This is a genomic window from Noviherbaspirillum aridicola (assembly GCF_019656455.1).
In the GTDB taxonomy this organism is placed as follows: Bacteria; Pseudomonadota; Gammaproteobacteria; order Burkholderiales; family Burkholderiaceae_D; genus Noviherbaspirillum; species Noviherbaspirillum aridicola.
The window spans coordinates 16,911-34,349 of the sequence record NZ_BPMK01000009.1 but is presented as its reverse complement, the minus strand read 5'-3'; the positions used below and the strand labels follow the sequence as shown (position 1 = coordinate 34,349).

The following is a 17,439-nucleotide window of genomic DNA, read 5'->3' as shown; positions in this document are numbered from 1 at the left end:
GCCCGCTCAAAAACCCCTGTCGTCCATCCAGGCGGCGAGGTCGCCGAATGCGCGCCGCGCATCCTTTTCGTTGAAGACCTCGTGATAGAACGCGGGATAGCGGTGCAGCGTGCCTGTGCCCGGCGGCAGCCGCGCAAAGAAAGCTTCGCTGCCGCGCGCATCGACCATGCGGTCGTCGCCGGCCACCAGCATCAGCACCGGAATGGCGAGCGAGGGCGCGCGGTTGTGGGCGTCGTCGATGGTGCGCAACATGCAGCGCAGCAGGCGCGGCGTGATCTTCGGATGGACCAGCGGATCGTTTTCGTAGGCGCGCACCACCTCGGGATCGTGTGACAGGTAGCGTGTCTGCAGGCCGTTGGACACCTGCAGGCCAGGCGTTACCGCGCCGAGCGAGGCGAGCAGCATTTTCTGCGGCGCCGTCAGCGACAGGCCGAGCGCCGGCGAGGACAGGATGAGGCCGCGCAGGGGCGACAGCGCGGCGGCGGCGAAGGCCGCGGCAAACAGGCCGCCCATGCTGTGGCCGAACAGCAGCGGCGGCTCGCCGAGCCCGACGGCGAAATCGTCGAGCACGAGCTTCGCGTCGCGCAGCAGGGCCTGGTCGTCGGGGACGTCGCCGCGAGGGCCGTCGGACCGGCCGTGGCCGCGGTGGTCGTACAGGCGGGCCGACCAGCCCCGCTCATTGAAGAAGCGCGCCAGGTGCGCATAGCGGCCGCAGTGCTCGCCAAGTCCATGCATCAGCACCACGCCGCCGCGCCGGCGGGCGGCGGGCACGGGCAGGTCGCGCACGAACAGGCGGGTGCCGCCGGCGGCGGCGAGGGACTTCTCCGCCGGCCCGTCCACTACACGCCCCAGACCACGTCGCGTCCTTCCTGCTGGGCCGCGCGCAGCATGGCCAGCAGCGGATAGGCGCGGGTGGCGAAGCTGACGTACTCCGGCGGTTCATGCTCGTTGTCGTCGCCCTGTTCGTTGTGATGCGCCCGCACGTCGCGTTCCACCTCCTCCGAGGCCGGATGCAGGCGGCTTTCGGCGATCTCCGCTTCCAGCCGCCTGATCGCGCCCGGCGTCTCGGCGGCGGTAATGATCCCGCGCTTCACATCCTTGTCCAGCAGATCGAGGATGCGCCGAGCATGTTCCTCGTACATCAGCACTTCGGCAGCGGCCTTTGACTTGAATGTGACCAACATGGAACCTCCGTCAAATATGTCTGTGGACTACTAAAACATAGCATGAGTTGCGGCCCCCGCCATGCGATGCGATCAGGCGTTGCCCGGTTCCGCCTTCTGCAGCATGAAGGCCAGCCAGCTCGCCGCCTGGCAGGCCAGGCACACGCCGAAGCCCGCCCGCATCGCGGCGACGGGATCCAGGCCTTGGCCGCGGGCAATGTCGATCAGCAGGCCGATGCCCCACTGCGCGAGAAAGGCGCCGATGAAGATCAGGAAGTTGTAGGCGGTATTGGCGCGTCCCGCCGATGCGGCGGGGAAAGACAGGCTGACGCTGGTCTGCACCAGCGTGCCGACCGGGATGAACAGCACCAGCAGCAGCCACAGCAGCCAGGACGACGGCCCGGAGGAAAACAGGATCACCGTCTGGATCGCCACCGCGGCGGCGATGAACACAGCGATCACCCGCGTCACCGGCATGCCGCGCGAGCCGCCCTGCGCGACATAGCGCGGCGCCATCCAGGACATCAGCAGGTAGCCGCCGAGCAGGCAGAGATTGATCGCAAAGAGCACGCTCGCCGTCTGCTGCTTGTCCATGCCGAGCACCGTCATCATCCAGGGGCCGGCCCACAGCGTCTGTATCGCGGTGAAGCTGCCCTGGTTGACCATGCCGAGGATCGCCATGCGGCGAAACACCGGCGACGAAAAAATCTGCCGGTAGCCGATGGCCTGCGCCCCGGCCGGACGGGTCGCGCCGCGCAAGGGGCCGTGCCGCGCCTCCGCCCGGCCGAGCACGACAAGGATCGCCATGGCCGAGGCGAGAATCAGGCCGCTCATGATCCAGAACACACCGCGCCAGCCGATGAGCGGCAGCGCCGCGCTGACCGGCACCGTCGACGCCAGCGCGCCAAGCGTGCCGGACACCAGCATCCAGCTCGCCAGCTGGCTCTGACGCTCGGGCGGGAACCACCGGCGGTAGGCGGTATAGGGCGCCATCAGGCAGGCCGACACGCCGATGCCGATCAGCGCGCGGCCGATCCACAGGCCGGAGAGCGAACTGCTGCTGGCGAAGACGGCCGCGCCGGCGGCGGCGAACATCAGCAGCGTGATCTCCACCCGGCGCGGCCCGAAGCGGTCGAGCCAGATGCCGAGCGGCAGCTGCATCGCCGCGAAGCTGAGAAAGTAGGCGGATGACAGCAGGCCGAGATCGGCGTTGGACAGGCCCGCGTCGTCCACGAGGGATGGCGCGATCACCGCGTTGACCGAGCGGAAGGCATAGGACAGCAGATAGCCGGAGGCGAAGCTGAGGAACACGCCCGCCGCTTCGGCTCCCCTGAGTCGGGTCGGGTCGGACATCAGGCCGGCCTGAAGGAGGAAAGGAAAGTGTCGACCGCTTCCTGCGGCACGCCGTTCTCGCGGCCCAGCACGACCATCTGGAACACCTGGTTGTCGCGCATGAAGAAGCGCGCGACCATCAGGCGCGGCCGGCCGGAGGCGTCGGCGCCGCCGGTCGCGGTCAGCTCGCTCGCGTTCGAGGCGCCGTTCACTTCCACCGGCTTGTCCTGTTTCACGCTGCCGCCGACGTTGCGCAGCATCGCCTGCTTCATCGCCTGCAGCGCCTGCTGCGCCTGCGCCGCATCGGCGAGCTGCGCGGTGGCGACGGTGAAGCTCACGCCGTCGGTCTCGGCGCCGGTCATCGTCATCTGCACCTGGGTGCCGTTCAGGTTCACCGCACGGGTATGGGAAGCAGGCTTGGCCGGCAGCATGACCCTGTAGCCGGCGCCTTCGCCGCGGATTTCGCGCCAGTCGTAGGTGGGACTGCAGGCGATCAGCAGCAGGCCGGCGGCCGCGGCGGCCAGCATCGAAGAAAATTTTGTCATGTCCGCGATGGTAGCAGCTGACCCGGCCGGCCGCACCGCGCGGCCGGCTTCATTCGCCGGCGAGTGCCGCCCGCGACCTCGCCTGCGCCCGCTGGAAGGCCTGCATGCCCAGCAACACGCCGACGCACAGCAGCACGATGCCCGCGAGCACCTGGGGGGCAGGCATTTCGCCGCGGCGCAGGAAGGCATACAGCAGCGCCGACAGGGTTTCGAACACGATCAGCTGGCCGACCAGGGAGGTCGGCAGATGCTGGCTGGCCTTGTTCCACAGCAGGGTGCCGAGCCAGGATGCGCACAGTCCGAGCGTCAGCATGAGCCCGATGAAGGGCAGCGGACGCGGGCCGAGCGGATAGTCGTAGCCGCTGCCGCTCGCCGCCGTCCAGACGCCGTAGCCGATGAAGCCGGCAAGCGCCAGCGGCAGCGTCGCCAGGCCCTGCGCCGTGGCCCAGGTCGACGAGCGGATGTGCGGATGCTGCTTGAGGTGGCGCGCGTTCATGATCGGATACCAGGTCCAGGCCGCCAGCGCGCCGAGCGTGATGAAGCAGCCGAGCGCATAGTCGGAGATGGTGCGCGCATTGCCCGGCCGGCCGAGCTGATCGAGCTCGCTCGCGTTCACCAGCATCAGGCCGGCGAAAATGATCAGCAGCGAGGGCGCGAGCCGGCGCCACGCGATTGCCTCGGAAGGATGGCCGGGCGCCCAGTTGGAACAGATGGAAATCACCAGCGGCAGGGTGCCGATCATCATGGTCGGCAGCGGCGCGTCCGCGAGCTGGATGCCGGTGGCGAGCGCGGCGTAGTACAGGATGTTCCCGACCAGCGACAGCCTGAGCGCGGCCATCCAGTCGGCACGGGTGAGAGCGGCGATATGGCGCCGGTCGAACCAGGCAGGCAGCAGCGCGATCAGGCCGAAGCCGATATAGCGGCCGAAGGAAAGCACCAGGCCGGGATAGTCGGCCAGCATCAGGGGAGCGACGAACACCAGGCCCCACATCAGGCCGGCGCCGAGCGCACAAAGAAATCCGATCAACATGACAACAGGAATGAACTGCGCCCGCGAGGGCGGATGGAGAGAATGCGCGGATTATGCGCGGCGGGCGGCGAGCGGTCTTGTACCGATTTGCTGTTGATACTGCGCCGGCGTGACGCCGTAGGCGCGCTTGAACCAGCGGTTCAGATGGCTCTGGTCGGTCAGTCCCGCGGCGGCGGCGGCTTCCGACGGCGACATGCGCCGCGCCAGCAGCGACTTCGCCCGAGCCGCGCGCCGCGCCTGCAGGTACTGGTGCGGCGTCACGTGGAAGGTGGCGGAGAAGCTGCGCACGAAGTGGAACAGCGACATGCCCGCCTCCGCCGCCAGCGTCTCGATGCCGAGGTTCTGGTCGAGATTGGCCTCGATGCAGTCCAGCACCCGCCGCATGGATGCCAGCCGGCGCTGGCGCCGCGGATCGGCCATCTGCAGCTCGCGCGCGTTCCGGCCGTAGCGCGCGACGATCGCGTCGACCAGCTGCGTGAAGACCGAGACGAAGGCGATATCGTCCGGCGCCTGCCATAGCCGCGCAAAGCCCGCGCGAAACGCATCGGCCAGTGCCGGATCATGAATGGCCGCGTCCGGAAACCAGGCTTCGCCGCCGGTCATGCGCCTGAGCGTTTCCGGTTCGATGTACAGCATCTGGTAGGTCCAGCCGGCCTCGACCTCGGCTTCGCCGGTATGCATCTCGTCCGGATTGAGCAGCACCAGCGTGCCGGCCGGCGCCAGGTGTTCGCTGCCGCGATAGCGGAAGCGTTCGACGCCCGCCTCGATCGCGCCGAGCGAATAGCCGTCGTGCACGTGCGGCGCGAACGCATGATCGACCAGGCGCGCCGAATACAGCTCGACACCGGGCAGGTGCGGGCTGGCCTTGAAGGTCACGAATTCGGCGGGATGGTTGAACATGGGACGCAATGCCTGTGCAGCGGTCCCACATCATAATCCGAATCACGCGGCCTGGCCCGCCGTCCGGCGTTTTCCGCCGAGCAGGCGGCGCGCCGCCCCGGCCAGTGCCGACGCAGCCAGCCGCAGCGCGCCGGGCGGCGGCGCAATCAGAATGAGTTCGGCCGGTTCGCGCGCTTCGATGCGCAGCCAGCCGCTGCCATCGATGCGCAGCTCGTCGCCCTCGCCAAGTTCCAGCCGTGGCGCGAGCAGGTGTTCCGCCACCCACTGCGGCGACGGGCGGACGTGGGCCCGTCCGCCCAGGCAGACGAGGCGCGCCCCGGCGGCGGCATGTATCTGAAACGCCTGGCCGCCGGGCAGCGAGACAGCTTGGATAGGATGGGGCATGGTCTTCCTTTCGGGCGCTGACGATGACTCCATGCTAAGCGCCGGGGAAGGAGCGCAACAGGCACAGCACCGGCGGTAATGCACCGCTACAGCCGGGCCGGTCGGCCATCTGTTATCGTTCAGTTTTCCCGGATCTATATCTGTACCGGTCCCCCGCAACGGGCGATGATGCGACATGGACGCACAACCTCTCTACCGTCAGCTGGCCACCCACTACCTCGATGCGATCCGCGCGGGCGCGCTCAGGCATGGCGAGCGCATGCCCTCCGTGCGCGAACTGATGCGGCTGCACGATGTGAGCCTGTCGACCGCGGTGCAGACCTGTCGCGAGCTCGAGCGCGCCGGCTGGATCGAGGCCCGCCCCCGCTCCGGCTATTTCGTCCGGCCGCCGCGCCGCAACAGCATCCCGCAGCCCGAGGAACCCGACCTGGCGCAGCCGCCCGACCCCGCGCAATACGTCGGCATCCATGCGCGGGTTTCGCACTTCATCGAGCAGGGACGGCGGCACAGGATCACGCTCGGCCTGTCCGGCGCGCGCGCCGCGCCCGAACTCTACCCCTCGGAAAAACTGAAGAATGCCGCCCTGCGCGCGCTGCGCCGTCATCCCGACATCCTGGTGAGCGCCACGCCGCCGGCCGGGGACCCGCGGTTCCGCGAGATGCTGGCAAGACGCGCGGTCGCCAGCGGCCAGGTGCTGGCGCCGGAAGACATTCTCGTGACCCACGGCTGCATCGAAGCGCTCAACCTCGCCCTGCGCGCGGTGGCCGGCCCGGGCGACACCATCGCGGTCGAATCCCCGACCTTCTACGGCCTGCTGCAGATACTGGAAAGCCTCGGCCTGCGCGCGCTCGAAATTCCGACCAGCGTGAGCACCGGCCTGTCGGTCGACGCGCTCGAACTCGCGCTCTCCACCCATCCCGGCATCAAGGCGGTGGTCGTGGTCCCGCACCTGCAGAACCCGCTCGGCAGCATCATGCCCGACAGCGAAAAGCGCCGCCTGGTGCAATTGTGCGAGCGCGCCGGCGTGGCGCTGATCGAAGACGATACCTACAGCGACCTCGTCGACGCCGACAAGCCGCCGACCGCGCTCAAGGCCTGGGACCGCGGCGGCAACGTCATCCACTGCGCATCGCTGCACAAGACGCTCGCGCCCGGCATGCGTCTGGGCTGGATGAGCGCCGGCCGCTGGCAGGCGCGCGTGGCCATGCTCAAGTATGCGCAGACCCGCGACAACGAAGTCTGGTCGCAGCTGGCGGCAGCGGAGTACATGGCCTCCGGCGACTTCGACCGCCACCTGCGGCGGCTGCGCGGCGCCCTGCGGGAGCAGCGCGGCAGAATGGCCGACGCCATCGCCGCCCACTTCCCGCACGGCACCCGCATGACCCTGCCCGACGGCGGCATCACCATCTGGGTCGAACTGCCCGAGCGACTGCCTTCCAGGGCCGTATTCGACGCCGCGATACGCGAGGGCATACTGATCGCGCCGGGAGCGATGTTTTCGAACTCGGGCAAGTTCGATCACTTCATCCGGCTCAATTGCGGGCTGCGGTACAGCGACGAAGTGGATGAGGGGATGCGGGCGCTGGGGCGGATGGTCGCGGCACTTGCCCGGAAAACGACGAAGACAAGACTCCAGGTCTGCCGAGCCTGAGCATGGATACCGGTTTAGGCTGGATAAAGCTGCTTCTTCATCGGATCAGCCTCAACTGATGCCGACATAGAAGGAGGATTAAGGCTTGTAATCCGATATCTTTGATTGGTAAACCGCAGTTCGTTTACCTGCAACGTCCTGACTCGGGCGAGTGGGTGACCGTCGGCCGTGTGTCTTGAAAACTCCTTGAGCTGGGGTTTCAGTTTGGTCGCGAGTTGCTACAGCGTTTCGAGCGTGGCGGACGCGTTCCTGCGACAGGCCAATCTTCTTGCCCAACGCGTCCTTCGAGAATAATTATTCTCGATCCAGAATGTCGCCATCTGATTCCTGATCGGGAACACGCTTCAATGCTCCCGCAACCCCCGCCGATACTGCACCGCCTCCGCCACATGCTGCGGCCCGATGCCGTCCGCCTCCGCCAGGTCGGCGATCGTGCGCGCCAGCTTGAGCACCCGGTGAAACGCGCGCGCCGACCACTGCAGCCGGGTCATCGCCGCGCGCAGCAGTTCTTCCGCCTTGGCATCGGCCCGGCAATGCTCATCGATCTCGGCTGCGCTCAGCGCGTGGTTGCCCTTGCCCTGGCGCCGCAGCTGCCGTTCCCAGGCGCGGGCGATGCGCTCGGCCACCACGGCTGACGATTCGCCCTCCGCCTGCCGCATCAGTTCGTCCTGCGCCAGCGCGGCGACCTGTACCTGCATGTCGATGCGGTCGAGCAGCGGGCCGGAGATCTTGCCCTGGTAGCGCGCGACCTGATCGGGCGTGCAGTGGCAGCGGCCGGATGGATGGCCGGCGTAGCCGCAGGGGCAGGGGTTCATCGCGGCGATGAGCTGGAAGCGGGCGGGGAAGTCGGCCTGGCGGCCGGCACGGGAGATGGTGATGTGGCCGGATTCGAGCGGCTCGCGCAGGACCTCCAGCACCTTGCGGTCGAATTCGGGCAGCTCGTCGAGGAAGAGCACGCCGCGATGCGCGAGCGAGATTTCGCCGGGGCGCGGGTTGCCGCCGCCGCCGACCAGCGCGACGCCGGAGGCGGTGTGGTGCGGGGCGCGGTAGGGACGGACCTTCCAGTCGGCGATGGAAAAGGCGCCGGCGAGCGAGCGCACGGCGGCCGATTCGAGCGCCTCGTCCTCGCTCATCGGCGGCAGGATGCCGGGGATGCGGGCGGCGAGCATGGACTTGCCGGTGCCGGGCGGGCCGACCATCAGCATGCTGTGGCCGCCGGCGGCCGCAACTTCGAGCGCGCGCCTGGCCTGGGCCTGGCCCTTCACTTCGGACAGGTCGGGATAGGTTCGCGCGCCGCCATCGACTTCGCCGCGGTAGCGGGACAGCCGGCCGTCGCCGTTGCGGCCCGCGAAGTGGGCACAGACCTGCAGCAGCGAGGTAGCCGGATGGACGGCGGCGTCCTGTACCAGCGCAGCCTCCGCGGCATTGGCCTCGGGCAGGATGATGGCGCGCGGACGGCCGCGGGTGGCGGCGCGGTGCATCGCGTAGCTCATGGCGAGCGCGCCGCGGATCGGGCGCAGCTCGCCCGAGAGCGACAGTTCGCCGGCGAATTCATAGGCGTCGAGTTCATCGCCCGGCATCTGGCCGGACGCGGCGAGGATGCCGAGCGCGATCGCGAGGTCGAAGCGGCCGGATTCCTTGGGCAGGTCGGCCGGCGCCAGGTTGACGGTGATGCGGCGGGCGGGGAATTCGAAGCGGGCGTTCTGCAGCGCGGCGCGCACCCGGTCCTTGGCTTCCTTGACCTCGGTTTCGGGCAGTCCGACGATGGTGAAGGCGGGCAGGCCGTTGGCCAGATGGACCTCGACCGTCACTTCCGGCGCCTGCATCCCTGATAACGCGCGGCTTCTCAGGACCGCGAGACTCATCAGGGTTTCTTGAGCTGGGCTTCCAGTTCGGCGACGCGCTGCTCCAGCGCTTCCAGCTTGGCGCGGGTGCGGGCCAGCACCTGGGACTGGATGTCGAATTCCTCGCGGGTCACCAGGTCGAGCCTGGAAAAGCCCTGGGTCAGCATCGCCTTCATGTTGCGCTCCAGGTCGCGCGCCGGCGAGTTCTCGATCACCTTGTTGAGCTTCTGCTGGATGTCTTCAAAGAAATTTGCCTTGTTCATGCTCGATCCTTGTTCATTCATGCGCACCACGGCAGTGCGATGCTCTTGGGCATGCGCCAGCCCGGTGCGGGGGTGTTGATGGGTGGGTACAAAACGACCAAAAGCGGCGCACAAGTATGACTTAAGCAGTGGCGAAATGAAAAAAAAGTTATCCCCGTGTGTGGCATACGGCATGGCATGAGTCCTGCTAACAGTTGGGAAAAAGCAATAACAGACCTTATCGCTGTCTCGTCTCAACACCACAAACAAAAGGGAAACGCCATGAAAAAAATGATACTTGCTGCCGCTGTGCTCTCCGCTTTCGCTGCGTCCGCATCGGCCCAGCAAGCCGCCGCTTCCGATCATGCCTTCACGGGCAATGTCGCGGTGGTTACCGACTATCGTTTCCGCGGCATCTCGCAGACGTTCAAGCGTCCCGCAATCCAGGGCGGCTTCGATTACGCCCACAGCAGCGGCTTCTACGTCGGCAACTGGAACTCGAGCATCAGCGGCAACCAGTACCCGGACGGCGCGGGCGTTGAGATGGACCTCTATGGCGGCTACAAGTTTGAAGTGATGCCGGAGGTGGGCATCGACGTCGGCCTGCTGAAGTACTACTACCCGGGCGTGCGCATCGCCGGCGAGAAGGCCGACGCGCTCGAACTGTATGTCGGCGCCTCCTGGAAGTGGCTGTCCGCCAAGTACAGCCGCTCGATCGACGACGAGTACTTCGGCTTCACCGATGCCAAGGGCTCCGACTACATCGAGCTCAACGCGAACTTCGAGATCATGGACAAGACCGTTCTCGGCCTGCACGTCGGCCATCAGAAGTTCAAGAACAGCGGCGACTTCAACTACACCGATTACAAGGTGGGCGTGACGCGCGATTTCGGTTTCGCCACCCTCGGCCTGGCCTACGTGACCACCAATGCCGACTCCGACTTCTACAGCCCGAGCAACAGCAGCGGCACCAAGACCAAGGACGTCAGCAACGGGACCGTGGTGCTGTCGCTGTCGAAGACCTTCTAATTCTCCACGGGGGATCATCATGAAACTGATCACTGCAATCATCAAACCCTTCAAGCTCGACGAAGTGCGCGAGGCGCTGTCGACGATCGGCGTGCAGGGCATCACCGTCACCGAGGTCAAGGGTTTCGGCCGGCAGAAGGGACACACCGAGCTGTACCGCGGCGCCGAGTATGTGGTCGACTTCCTGCCCAAGACCAAGATCGAGGCGGCGGTCGACGACGGCATCGTCGACCAGGCGATCGAGGCGATCGAGCGCTCGGCCCGGACCGGCAAGATCGGCGACGGCAAGATTTTCGTATACGACCTGCAGCAGGTCGTCCGTATCCGTACCGGCGAGACCGGCAAAGAAGCACTCTAAAGGAGGGGTGAGATGAAGAAGCTACTTGCAAGCGTGCTGGCATCCGGCGCGCTGCTTTTCTCGGTCGGCTTTGCGCCGGCCATGGCCGCGGACGAAGCGCCCAAGGCGGAAGCCGTCGTCGTTGCCCAGGCCGCCGCTCCCGCCGCCGAAGCTGCCGCCGCGCCGGCGGCACCTGCTGCCGCAGCAGCCGCGCCTGCCGCCGAGGCTGCCGCACCGGCCGCGCCGGCGCCCAACAAGGGCGACATTTCCTTCCTGCTGATCTGCACCGTGCTCGTGATCATGATGAGCATCCCCGGCCTGGCGCTGTTCTACGGCGGCCTGGTCCGCAGCAAGAACATGCTGTCGATCCTGATGCAGGTGTTCATGGTGTTCTCGCTGGTGGTGGTCCTGTGGTGCATCTACGGCTACTCGCTGGCGTTCACCACGGGCGGCAGCTTCATCGGCTCGTTCGACCGCCTGTTCCTGAAGGGCATCACGCCGGAGACGATGGCGGGGACCTTCAGCAAGGGCGTGGTGATTCCGGAGTTCGTGTTCGTCGCCTTCCAGGCTTCGTTCGCGGCCATCACCTGCGGCCTGATCGTCGGCGCCTTCGCCGAGCGCATCAAGTTCTCGGCCGTGCTGCTGTTCATCGTGCTGTGGTTCACCTTCTCCTACCTGCCGGTCGCGCACATGGTCTGGTTCTGGGCGGGCCCGGATGCCTACACCGACGCCGCCGCGGCTGAAGCGGCCGGTGCGACTGCGGGCTGGCTGTTCCAGAAGGGCGCGCTCGACTTCGCGGGCGGCACCGTGGTGCACATCAACGCGGCGATCGCCGGCCTGGTCGGCGCCTATGTGGTCGGCAAGCGCATCGGCTACGGCCGCGAAGCGATGGCGCCGCACTCCCTGACCCTGACCATGGTCGGCGCCTCGCTGCTGTGGGTGGGCTGGTTCGGCTTCAACGCCGGCTCCGCGCTCGAGGCAGGCGGCACCGCTTCCCTGGCCTTCGTCAACACCCTGCTGGCCACCGCCGCCGCGACCCTGTCCTGGACCTTCGGCGAATGGATGAGCAAGGGCAAGCCCTCGATGCTGGGCGCCGCTTCCGGTGCCGTCGCCGGCCTGGTGGCGATCACCCCGGCGGCCGGCTTCGTCGGCGTGATGGGCGGCCTCGTGATCGGCCTGCTGGCAGGCGTCATCTGCCTGTGGGGCGTCAACGGCCTCAAGCGCATGCTCGGCGCGGACGACTCGCTCGACGTGTTCGGCGTGCACGGCGTGGGCGGCATCCTCGGCGCGCTGCTGACCGGCGTGTTCGCGGCACCGTCGCTCGGCGGCACCGGCATCTACGACTACGTGGCCAATGCCGTCGCCCCGGACTATTCGATCGCCGGTCAGGTCTGGATCCAGTTCCAGGGCGTGCTGACCACGGTCATCTGGTCCAGCGTGGTCGCCTTCATCGCCTTCAAGCTGGTGGATCTGATCGTCGGCCTGCGCGTCACCGAAGAGGAAGAGCGCGAAGGCCTGGACATCTCCAGCCACGGCGAATCGGCCTACCACTCGTAATCGCACCGGTCCGGCCCCGCCGCCGGAACCGCCGGGCGCCCCGCAAGGGGCGCCTTTTTGTTTTCGGGGTTTGAAAATTTCGCAATTGCCCCCAGATCGGCTTTCCCTCGCCGCCGCCGCGCCGCCTGCTTGTCAGGAATGAAAGAAAAGCGGCACGGCCGGCCCGCTTTCATTCACGCGACATCCGGCGCAGTCGGGGGATTACCGTTAGAATCAGCATCACCCCCGATTGCAAGTTTGCTTATAACCCGAAGGTTCCTATGGTCCCGCACCTCGTCACGGCCCTGAACGGCCCCCTGCTAGACCTCGAAAAGAAAATCCTGGCGGCCACCCCGGCGATCGAACGCTGGTTCCGCCTCGAGTGGCAGGAACACACGCCGCCGTTCTATTGTTCGGTCGACCTGCGCAACGCCGGCTTCAAGCTGGCCCCGGTCGACACCAACCTGTTCCCCGGCGGCTTCAACAACCTGTCGCCCGAGATGCTGCCGCTGGCGGTCCAGGCCGCGATGGCGGCCATCGAGAAATACTGCCCGGACGCCAAGAACCTGCTGCTGATCCCCGAGCGCCATACGCGCAACGTGTTCTACCTGCAGAACGTCGCGCGGCTGATCCAGATCTTCCGCCAGACCGGCCTCAACGTGCGGCTCGGCTCGCTGTCCGAGGACGTCAAGGAGCCGACCAACATCGACCTGCCCGACGGCAGCACGCTGACGCTGGAGCCGCTCGAGCGCTCCGCCAACGGCCGCCGGCTCGGCCTGAAGAACTTCGACCCCTGCACCATCCTGCTCAACAACGACCTGTCGTCGGGCATCCCCAAGGTGCTCGAGGGCCTGCACGAACAGAACCTGCTGCCGCCGCTGCACGCCGGCTGGGCGGTGCGCCGCAAGACCAACCACTTCGCCGCCTACGACGAGGTGGTGAAGAAATTCGCCAAGATGATCGACATCGACGGCTGGATGCTCAATCCGTATTTCGCCCGCTGCGGCGAAATCAATTTCCACGAGCGCACCGGCGAGGATTGCCTGGCCTCGAATGTCGACACGCTGCTCACCAAGATCCGCAAGAAGTACAAGGAATACGGCATCAAGGAGACTCCGTTCGTGATCGTCAAGGCCGATGCCGGCACCTATGGCATGGGCATCATGACGGTCAGGGATGCGAGCGAAGTGCGCGACCTCAACCGCAAGCAGCGCAACAAGATGGCGGTGGTGAAGGAAGGCCTGGAAGTCTCCGACGTCATCATCCAGGAAGGCGTGCACACCTTCGAGCGCATCAATGACGCCGTCGCCGAGCCGGTGGTGTACATGATCGACCGCTACGTGGTCGGCGGCTTCTACCGCGTACACGCCGAGCGCGGCGTGGACGAGAACCTCAATTCGCCCGGCGCGCACTTCGTGCCGCTGGCCTTCGCGCAGCAGCATGCGCTGCCCGACCTGCAGGCCAAGCCGGGCACCGCCGCCCCCAACCGCTTCTACATGTACGGCGTGGTGGCGCGCATGGCGCTGCTGGCCGCTTCTCTCGAGCTGGAAAAGACCGACCCCAATCCGGAAATCTACTGATGAGAATCGCCTTCCTCGCCGACCCGCTCGAACAGTTCAAGACCTACAAGGACACCACCTACGCGATGATGGCCGAGGCGGCCTCGCGCGGACACGAGGTGCACGCCTTCGAGCAGCGGCACATGGCGCTGGAGGCAGGGCGGGTGACGGCGCAGGCGGCGCGCATCCATCTCACCGGAGATGCGAAGGACTGGTTCCGCGCCGACGCCCGCGTCGTCTCCGGGCTCGACGGGTTCGACGCGGTGCTGGTGCGCAAGGACCCGCCTTTCGACATGGAGTACGTGTACCTGACCTATCTGCTGGAAGTGGCGGAGCAGCAGGGCGCGCGCGTCTTCAACCGCCCGGAAGCGATCCGCAACCACAATGAAAAGCTGGCGATCGCGCGCTTCGCGCAGTTCACCGCGCCCACCCTGGTCACCAGCGATGCGGCCAGGCTGCGCGCCTTCCATGCCGAGCACCGCGACGTCATCTTCAAGCCGCTCGACGGCATGGGCGGCGCCGGCATCTTCCGCGTGCGCGAGGACGGGCTCAACCTCGGCTCCATCATCGAGACCCTGGGCGGCAACGGCGCGCGCACGATCATGGCGCAGCGCTTCATTCCCGACATCGTCAAGGGCGACAAGCGCATCCTGCTGATCGGCGGCCAGGTCGTGCCCTACAGCCTGGCGCGCATTCCCCAGGGCGGCGAAGTGCGGGGCAATCTCGCCGCCGGCGGGCTCGGCGTGGCGCAGCCGCTGTCGGCGCGCGACCGCGAAATCGGCGAAGCGCTTGCCCCGGTGCTTTGGAGCCGCGGCCTGTTGCTGGTAGGATTGGACGCCATTGGGGATTACCTGACCGAAATCAACGTCACCAGCCCGACCTGCTTCCAGGAGATCGCGCAACAGACCGGCTTCAACGTGGCCGGCATGTTCATCGATGCGCTGGAGCGGCAGTGCGGCTGATGGCCCTGCGCCGGCCGCGCCCCGCAACCGAATCCGCCTTGACGGGTTGAACCCTCATGATAGGAATACTGCTTCTGACGCATGCGCCGCTGGGCGGCGCCTTCATCGACGCGGCCACGCACGTGTTCCGTGCGCGGCCCGAGCGGATGGAAGCGATCGACGTGCGCGCCGACCAGGACACCAATGAAGTCAACCGGCTGGCGCGCGAGGCGATCGGCCGCCTCGACGACGGCACCGGCGTGCTGGTGATCACCGACGTGATGGGCGGCACGCCCTCCAACTGCACGCTGAAACTGTGCGACCCCGGCCATATCGAAGTCATCGCCGGCATCAGCCTGCCGATGCTGCTGCGCGCGCTCACCTACCGCAACGACACCATCGACGTGGTGGTGGAAATGGCGCTTGCCGGCGGACAGGGCGGCGCGGTGCGGGTCGACAACCGGGTCCGGCTATCTCCCACTTAAAAAACAAAAATGATTCAACAGGAAATCGAGATCATCAACAAGCTGGGCCTGCATGCGCGCGCGTCGGCGAAGCTGACCCAGCTGGCGGCCCGCTACAAGAGCGAGGTCTGGCTGACCCGTAATGCCCGCCGCGTCAATGCGAAGTCCATCATGGGCGTGATGATGCTGGCCGCCGGCAAGGGCGCCAAAGTCACGCTGGAGGCGGAAGGCGTCGACGAAAAGGAATGTTTCGACGCCATCGTGGATCTCATCCAGAACAAGTTCGGCGAAGGCGAGTAGGTCGTCGATGGCTTCCTTCACGCTCCACGGGATTCCGGTATCGCGCGGCATCGCGATCGGGCGCGCGCACCTGGTCGCGCCGGCGGCGCTCGACGTCAAGCACTATCTGGTGTCGGAAGAACAGGTCGAGGCCGAGGTGCAGCGCCTGCAGAAGGCCATCGAGACCGTGCACCAGGAACTGCAGACCATGTGGAACGAGCTGCCGAAGGAAGCCCCGGCCGAGCTCGGCGCCTTCATCGATGTGCATGCGCTGATCCTGTCGGACCCGATGATCGCCGAGGTCCCGCTCGACATCATCCGCAGCCGCCACTACAACGCGGAATGGGCGCTGGTGACGCAGATCGAGGAGCTGTCGGCGCAGTTCGACGAGATCGAGGATGCCTACCTGCGCGAGCGCAAGAGCGACATCCAGCAGGTCGGCGAGCGGGTGCTCAAGGTGCTGACCGGCAGCGCCATCACCCTGCCGGCGCAGGACGGCGAGGAGGGCGCGGGGCGCCTGATCGTGATCGCGCACGATATCTCTCCCGCCGACATGCTGCAGTTCAAGGACAGGGCATTCGGCGGCTTCGTCACCGATCTCGGCGGCCAGAACTCGCATACCGCGATCGTCGCGCGCAGCCTCGACATCCCCGCCGCCGTCGGCATGTACAACGCCTCGGCCCTGATCCGGCAGGACGACTGGGTCATCATCGACGGCGACCACGGGGTGGTGATCGTCGATCCCACGCCGGGTGTGCTGGACCAGTATCGCGAGCGCCAGCAGCGGCTGGCGCGCGAGCGCAAGAAGCTGTCCAAGCTGCGCAAGACGCCTGCCGTCACCCGGGACGGCACCGAGATCACGCTGCTGGCCAACATCGAGCTGCCCGACGATTGTCCGGCGGCGCTCGATGCCGGCGCCACCGGCGTCGGCCTGTTCCGCTCGGAGTTCCTGTTCATGGGCCGGGTCGGCCATGCCAAGCATCTGCCGACCGAGGATGAGCAGTTCGAGTCCTACCGGCAGGCGGTGACGGCGATGAAGGGGCGGCCGGTGACGATCCGCACGCTCGACATCGGCGCCGACAAGCCGCTCGACGCGATCGAGCACACCTCGCTCAATCCCGCGCTGGGGCTGCGCGCGATACGCTTTTGCCTGGCCGAGCCGCAGATGTTCCTGGCGCAGCTGCGCGCCATCCTCCGGGCCTCCGCCCACGGTCCGGTGAAGCTGCTGATCCCGATGCTCGCGCATGCCTTCGAGATCGACCAGGCGCTGTCGCTGCTCGAGCAGGCCAAGGCGCAGCTGCGCGAGGCCGGCAAGAAGTTCGACCCCCTGATGCCGGTCGGCGCGATGATCGAAATCCCCGCCGCCGCGCTGGCGCTGCCGATGTTCGTCAAGCGGCTGGATTTCCTCTCGGTCGGCACCAATGACCTGATCCAGTACACGCTGGCCATCGACCGTGCCGACCATGAAGTCGCGCACCTGTACAACCCGCTGCATCCGGCGGTGCTGTACCTGCTGTCGACCACCATCGCCACCGGCGCCAAGGCCGGCATTCCGGTATCCGTCTGCGGGGAGATGGCGGGGGACCCCAAGCTCACCCGGCTGCTGCTCGGCATGGGCCTGCGCGAGTTCTCAATGCACCCGTCGCAGCTGCTGATGGTCAAGCAGGAGATTCTCAACAGCGACCTGTCCGACATCGGCCCGCGCACCCGCCGGATACTGAAGATGTCGGAGCCGGCGGCGATCGCCGAGGCGGTGGAGGAGCTGCGGGCGGCCTGACAGCGCGCCGTGCCCGAAGACAAGAAAGGCCCGCGGACCGAAGTCTCGCGGGCCTTGTCGCTTCCGGGGCGCGTGCTACTGCGGAATCCTGACCGTGCCGTGGATGGTGATGCCGGGCTCCACCACGACGGGCGCGGGCGCCGGCACATGGACGGGCGCCGCTTCGTAGTAGCCGTGGCGGACCGGCTTGCACTTGCGTTCTTCCTTGTACTCGCCGTTCTTCTCGAACTTGCGCTCGACCTTGCAGTTGCCGTCCCAGTACTCTTCCTTGTACTCGCGACGGTCATGTTTTCTGCCCTTGCCGTGGCCGCTTTCGTCTTTCCAGGGATCGGCCTGGACGGCGGCGGGCAGGGCGAGCAGCAGTACGGGAAGCAGCAGGGTCATGCGGAACGGTTTCATCATGTCGATCGATAGGGGAATGCGAAT

Annotated in this window: 19 protein-coding genes; 9 read left to right on the top strand and 10 right to left on the bottom strand. The window is 66.9% G+C overall.

What is annotated here, in order from left to right; all coding sequences use genetic code 11:
- Window positions 1-6: 6 nt before the first annotated feature.
- The 7 genes from NCCP691_RS11180 to NCCP691_RS11150 form a co-directional block, all read right to left on the bottom strand.
- Window positions 7-840 carry an alpha/beta hydrolase gene (locus NCCP691_RS11180; protein WP_220808358.1) on the bottom strand — a complete coding sequence of 278 codons (834 nt, stop codon included), beginning with the start codon at window positions 838-840 and terminating at the stop codon, window positions 7-9.
- Entirely contained in the window at window positions 840-1,184 is a 345-nt protein-coding gene (locus NCCP691_RS11175; RefSeq protein WP_220808357.1) for a DUF1840 domain-containing protein, read from the bottom strand. The genes NCCP691_RS11180 and NCCP691_RS11175 overlap by 1 nt, the downstream gene beginning before the upstream one ends.
- Before the next feature lie 72 nt (window positions 1,185-1,256).
- Window positions 1,257-2,516, bottom strand: a complete 1,260-nt coding sequence (locus NCCP691_RS11170) for an MFS transporter (protein WP_220808356.1) — start codon at window positions 2,514-2,516, stop codon at window positions 1,257-1,259.
- Window positions 2,516-3,040 (bottom strand): hypothetical protein, encoded by a 525-nt coding sequence (locus tag NCCP691_RS11165; RefSeq protein ID WP_220808355.1) that lies wholly within the window; start codon window positions 3,038-3,040, stop codon window positions 2,516-2,518. Before NCCP691_RS11165 ends, NCCP691_RS11170 begins: the two co-directional genes overlap by 1 nt.
- A 49-nt stretch (window positions 3,041-3,089) precedes the next feature.
- A complete protein-coding gene (locus tag NCCP691_RS11160; RefSeq protein ID WP_220808354.1) occupies window positions 3,090-4,070 on the bottom strand; it encodes a DMT family transporter in 981 nt (326 codons plus the stop codon).
- A gap of 51 nt (window positions 4,071-4,121) precedes the next feature.
- Window positions 4,122-4,970 carry an AraC family transcriptional regulator gene (locus NCCP691_RS11155; protein WP_220808353.1) on the bottom strand — a complete coding sequence of 283 codons (849 nt, stop codon included), beginning with the start codon at window positions 4,968-4,970 and terminating at the stop codon, window positions 4,122-4,124.
- A 42-nt stretch (window positions 4,971-5,012) separates the two neighbouring features.
- Window positions 5,013-5,354, bottom strand: a complete 342-nt coding sequence (locus NCCP691_RS11150; protein WP_220808352.1) for a hypothetical protein — start codon at window positions 5,352-5,354, stop codon at window positions 5,013-5,015.
- Window positions 5,355-5,529: 175 nt separating this feature from the next.
- On the opposite strand from NCCP691_RS11150, the gene NCCP691_RS11145 reads away from it, so the two are divergent.
- Entirely contained in the window at window positions 5,530-7,005 is a 1,476-nt protein-coding gene (locus NCCP691_RS11145) for an aminotransferase-like domain-containing protein (protein WP_220808351.1), read from the top strand.
- Window positions 7,006-7,349: 344 nt separating this feature from the next.
- On the opposite strand, the gene NCCP691_RS11140 is transcribed toward NCCP691_RS11145, so the two are convergent.
- Complete coding sequence (locus NCCP691_RS11140) at window positions 7,350-8,870, bottom strand: YifB family Mg chelatase-like AAA ATPase (RefSeq protein WP_220808350.1); 1,521 nt, start codon at window positions 8,868-8,870, stop codon at window positions 7,350-7,352.
- The gene (locus tag NCCP691_RS11135; RefSeq protein WP_220808349.1) at window positions 8,870-9,112 is read right to left on the bottom strand and encodes an accessory factor UbiK family protein; all 243 of its coding nucleotides are present in this window, start codon (window positions 9,110-9,112) and stop codon (window positions 8,870-8,872) included. Before NCCP691_RS11135 ends, NCCP691_RS11140 begins: the two co-directional genes overlap by 1 nt.
- A 261-nt stretch (window positions 9,113-9,373) precedes the next feature.
- Here NCCP691_RS11135 and NCCP691_RS11130 point away from each other — a divergent pair, with 261 nt between their 5' ends.
- From NCCP691_RS11130 to ptsP, 8 genes are all read left to right on the top strand, one after another.
- Window positions 9,374-10,120 (top strand): TorF family putative porin, encoded by a 747-nt coding sequence (locus NCCP691_RS11130; RefSeq protein WP_220808348.1) that lies wholly within the window; start codon window positions 9,374-9,376, stop codon window positions 10,118-10,120.
- Between the two features lie 19 nt (window positions 10,121-10,139).
- Complete coding sequence (glnK, locus tag NCCP691_RS11125) at window positions 10,140-10,478, top strand: P-II family nitrogen regulator (RefSeq protein ID WP_220808347.1); 339 nt, start codon at window positions 10,140-10,142, stop codon at window positions 10,476-10,478.
- Window positions 10,479-10,490: 12 nt separating this feature from the next.
- On the top strand, window positions 10,491-12,014 hold the full coding sequence (gene amt, locus NCCP691_RS11120) for an ammonium transporter (RefSeq protein WP_238482400.1): 1,524 nt from the start codon (window positions 10,491-10,493) through the stop codon (window positions 12,012-12,014).
- Window positions 12,015-12,274: 260 nt separating this feature from the next.
- On the top strand, window positions 12,275-13,573 hold the full coding sequence (gshA, locus tag NCCP691_RS11115) for a glutamate--cysteine ligase (RefSeq protein WP_220808346.1): 1,299 nt from the start codon (window positions 12,275-12,277) through the stop codon (window positions 13,571-13,573).
- Window positions 13,573-14,514 carry a glutathione synthase gene (gene gshB / locus NCCP691_RS11110; RefSeq protein WP_220808345.1) on the top strand — a complete coding sequence of 314 codons (942 nt, stop codon included), beginning with the start codon at window positions 13,573-13,575 and terminating at the stop codon, window positions 14,512-14,514. Before gshA ends, gshB begins: the two co-directional genes overlap by 1 nt.
- A 56-nt stretch (window positions 14,515-14,570) precedes the next feature.
- Window positions 14,571-14,978 carry a PTS sugar transporter subunit IIA gene (locus tag NCCP691_RS11105; RefSeq protein ID WP_220808344.1) on the top strand — a complete coding sequence of 136 codons (408 nt, stop codon included), beginning with the start codon at window positions 14,571-14,573 and terminating at the stop codon, window positions 14,976-14,978.
- Window positions 14,979-14,987: 9 nt separating this feature from the next.
- Complete coding sequence (locus NCCP691_RS11100; protein ID WP_220808343.1) at window positions 14,988-15,257, top strand: HPr family phosphocarrier protein; 270 nt, start codon at window positions 14,988-14,990, stop codon at window positions 15,255-15,257.
- Between the two features lie 7 nt (window positions 15,258-15,264).
- Window positions 15,265-17,013: a phosphoenolpyruvate--protein phosphotransferase gene (gene ptsP, locus NCCP691_RS11095; RefSeq protein ID WP_220808342.1), complete on the top strand. Its 1,749-nt coding sequence runs from the start codon at window positions 15,265-15,267 to the stop codon at window positions 17,011-17,013.
- Window positions 17,014-17,088: 75 nt separating this feature from the next.
- Here the strand turns inward: ptsP and NCCP691_RS11090 are convergent, their stop codons facing one another.
- Window positions 17,089-17,415, bottom strand: coding sequence for a hypothetical protein (locus NCCP691_RS11090; protein ID WP_373870353.1), 327 nt, complete (start codon window positions 17,413-17,415; stop codon window positions 17,089-17,091).
- Window positions 17,416-17,439: the final 24 nt, after the last annotated feature.

What these genes read in the sequence shown, in the direction of transcription:
- NCCP691_RS11175 (WP_220808357.1), bottom strand. Translation starts at nt 1,184, where the DNA reads ATGTTGGTCACATTCAAGTCAAAGGCCGCTGCCGAAGTGCTGATGTAC.
- NCCP691_RS11170 (WP_220808356.1), bottom strand. Translation starts at nt 2,516, where the DNA reads ATGTCCGACCCGACCCGACTCAGGGGAGCCGAAGCGGCGGGCGTGTTC.
- NCCP691_RS11165 (WP_220808355.1), bottom strand. Translation starts at nt 3,040, where the DNA reads ATGACAAAATTTTCTTCGATGCTGGCCGCCGCGGCCGCCGGCCTGCTG.
- NCCP691_RS11160 (WP_220808354.1), bottom strand. Translation starts at nt 4,070, where the DNA reads ATGTTGATCGGATTTCTTTGTGCGCTCGGCGCCGGCCTGATGTGGGGC.
- NCCP691_RS11155 (WP_220808353.1), bottom strand. Translation starts at nt 4,970, where the DNA reads ATGTTCAACCATCCCGCCGAATTCGTGACCTTCAAGGCCAGCCCGCAC.
- NCCP691_RS11150 (WP_220808352.1), bottom strand. Translation starts at nt 5,354, where the DNA reads ATGCCCCATCCTATCCAAGCTGTCTCGCTGCCCGGCGGCCAGGCGTTT.
- NCCP691_RS11145 (WP_220808351.1), top strand. Translation starts at nt 5,530, where the DNA reads ATGGACGCACAACCTCTCTACCGTCAGCTGGCCACCCACTACCTCGAT.
- NCCP691_RS11140 (WP_220808350.1), bottom strand. Translation starts at nt 8,870, where the DNA reads ATGAGTCTCGCGGTCCTGAGAAGCCGCGCGTTATCAGGGATGCAGGCG.
- NCCP691_RS11135 (WP_220808349.1), bottom strand. Translation starts at nt 9,112, where the DNA reads ATGAACAAGGCAAATTTCTTTGAAGACATCCAGCAGAAGCTCAACAAG.
- NCCP691_RS11130 (WP_220808348.1), top strand. Translation starts at nt 9,374, where the DNA reads ATGAAAAAAATGATACTTGCTGCCGCTGTGCTCTCCGCTTTCGCTGCG.
- glnK (WP_220808347.1), top strand. Translation starts at nt 10,140, where the DNA reads ATGAAACTGATCACTGCAATCATCAAACCCTTCAAGCTCGACGAAGTG.
- amt (WP_238482400.1), top strand. Translation starts at nt 10,491, where the DNA reads ATGAAGAAGCTACTTGCAAGCGTGCTGGCATCCGGCGCGCTGCTTTTC.
- gshA (WP_220808346.1), top strand. Translation starts at nt 12,275, where the DNA reads ATGGTCCCGCACCTCGTCACGGCCCTGAACGGCCCCCTGCTAGACCTC.
- gshB (WP_220808345.1), top strand. Translation starts at nt 13,573, where the DNA reads ATGAGAATCGCCTTCCTCGCCGACCCGCTCGAACAGTTCAAGACCTAC.
- NCCP691_RS11105 (WP_220808344.1), top strand. Translation starts at nt 14,571, where the DNA reads ATGATAGGAATACTGCTTCTGACGCATGCGCCGCTGGGCGGCGCCTTC.
- NCCP691_RS11100 (WP_220808343.1), top strand. Translation starts at nt 14,988, where the DNA reads ATGATTCAACAGGAAATCGAGATCATCAACAAGCTGGGCCTGCATGCG.
- ptsP (WP_220808342.1), top strand. Translation starts at nt 15,265, where the DNA reads ATGGCTTCCTTCACGCTCCACGGGATTCCGGTATCGCGCGGCATCGCG.
- NCCP691_RS11090 (WP_373870353.1), bottom strand. Translation starts at nt 17,415, where the DNA reads ATGATGAAACCGTTCCGCATGACCCTGCTGCTTCCCGTACTGCTGCTC.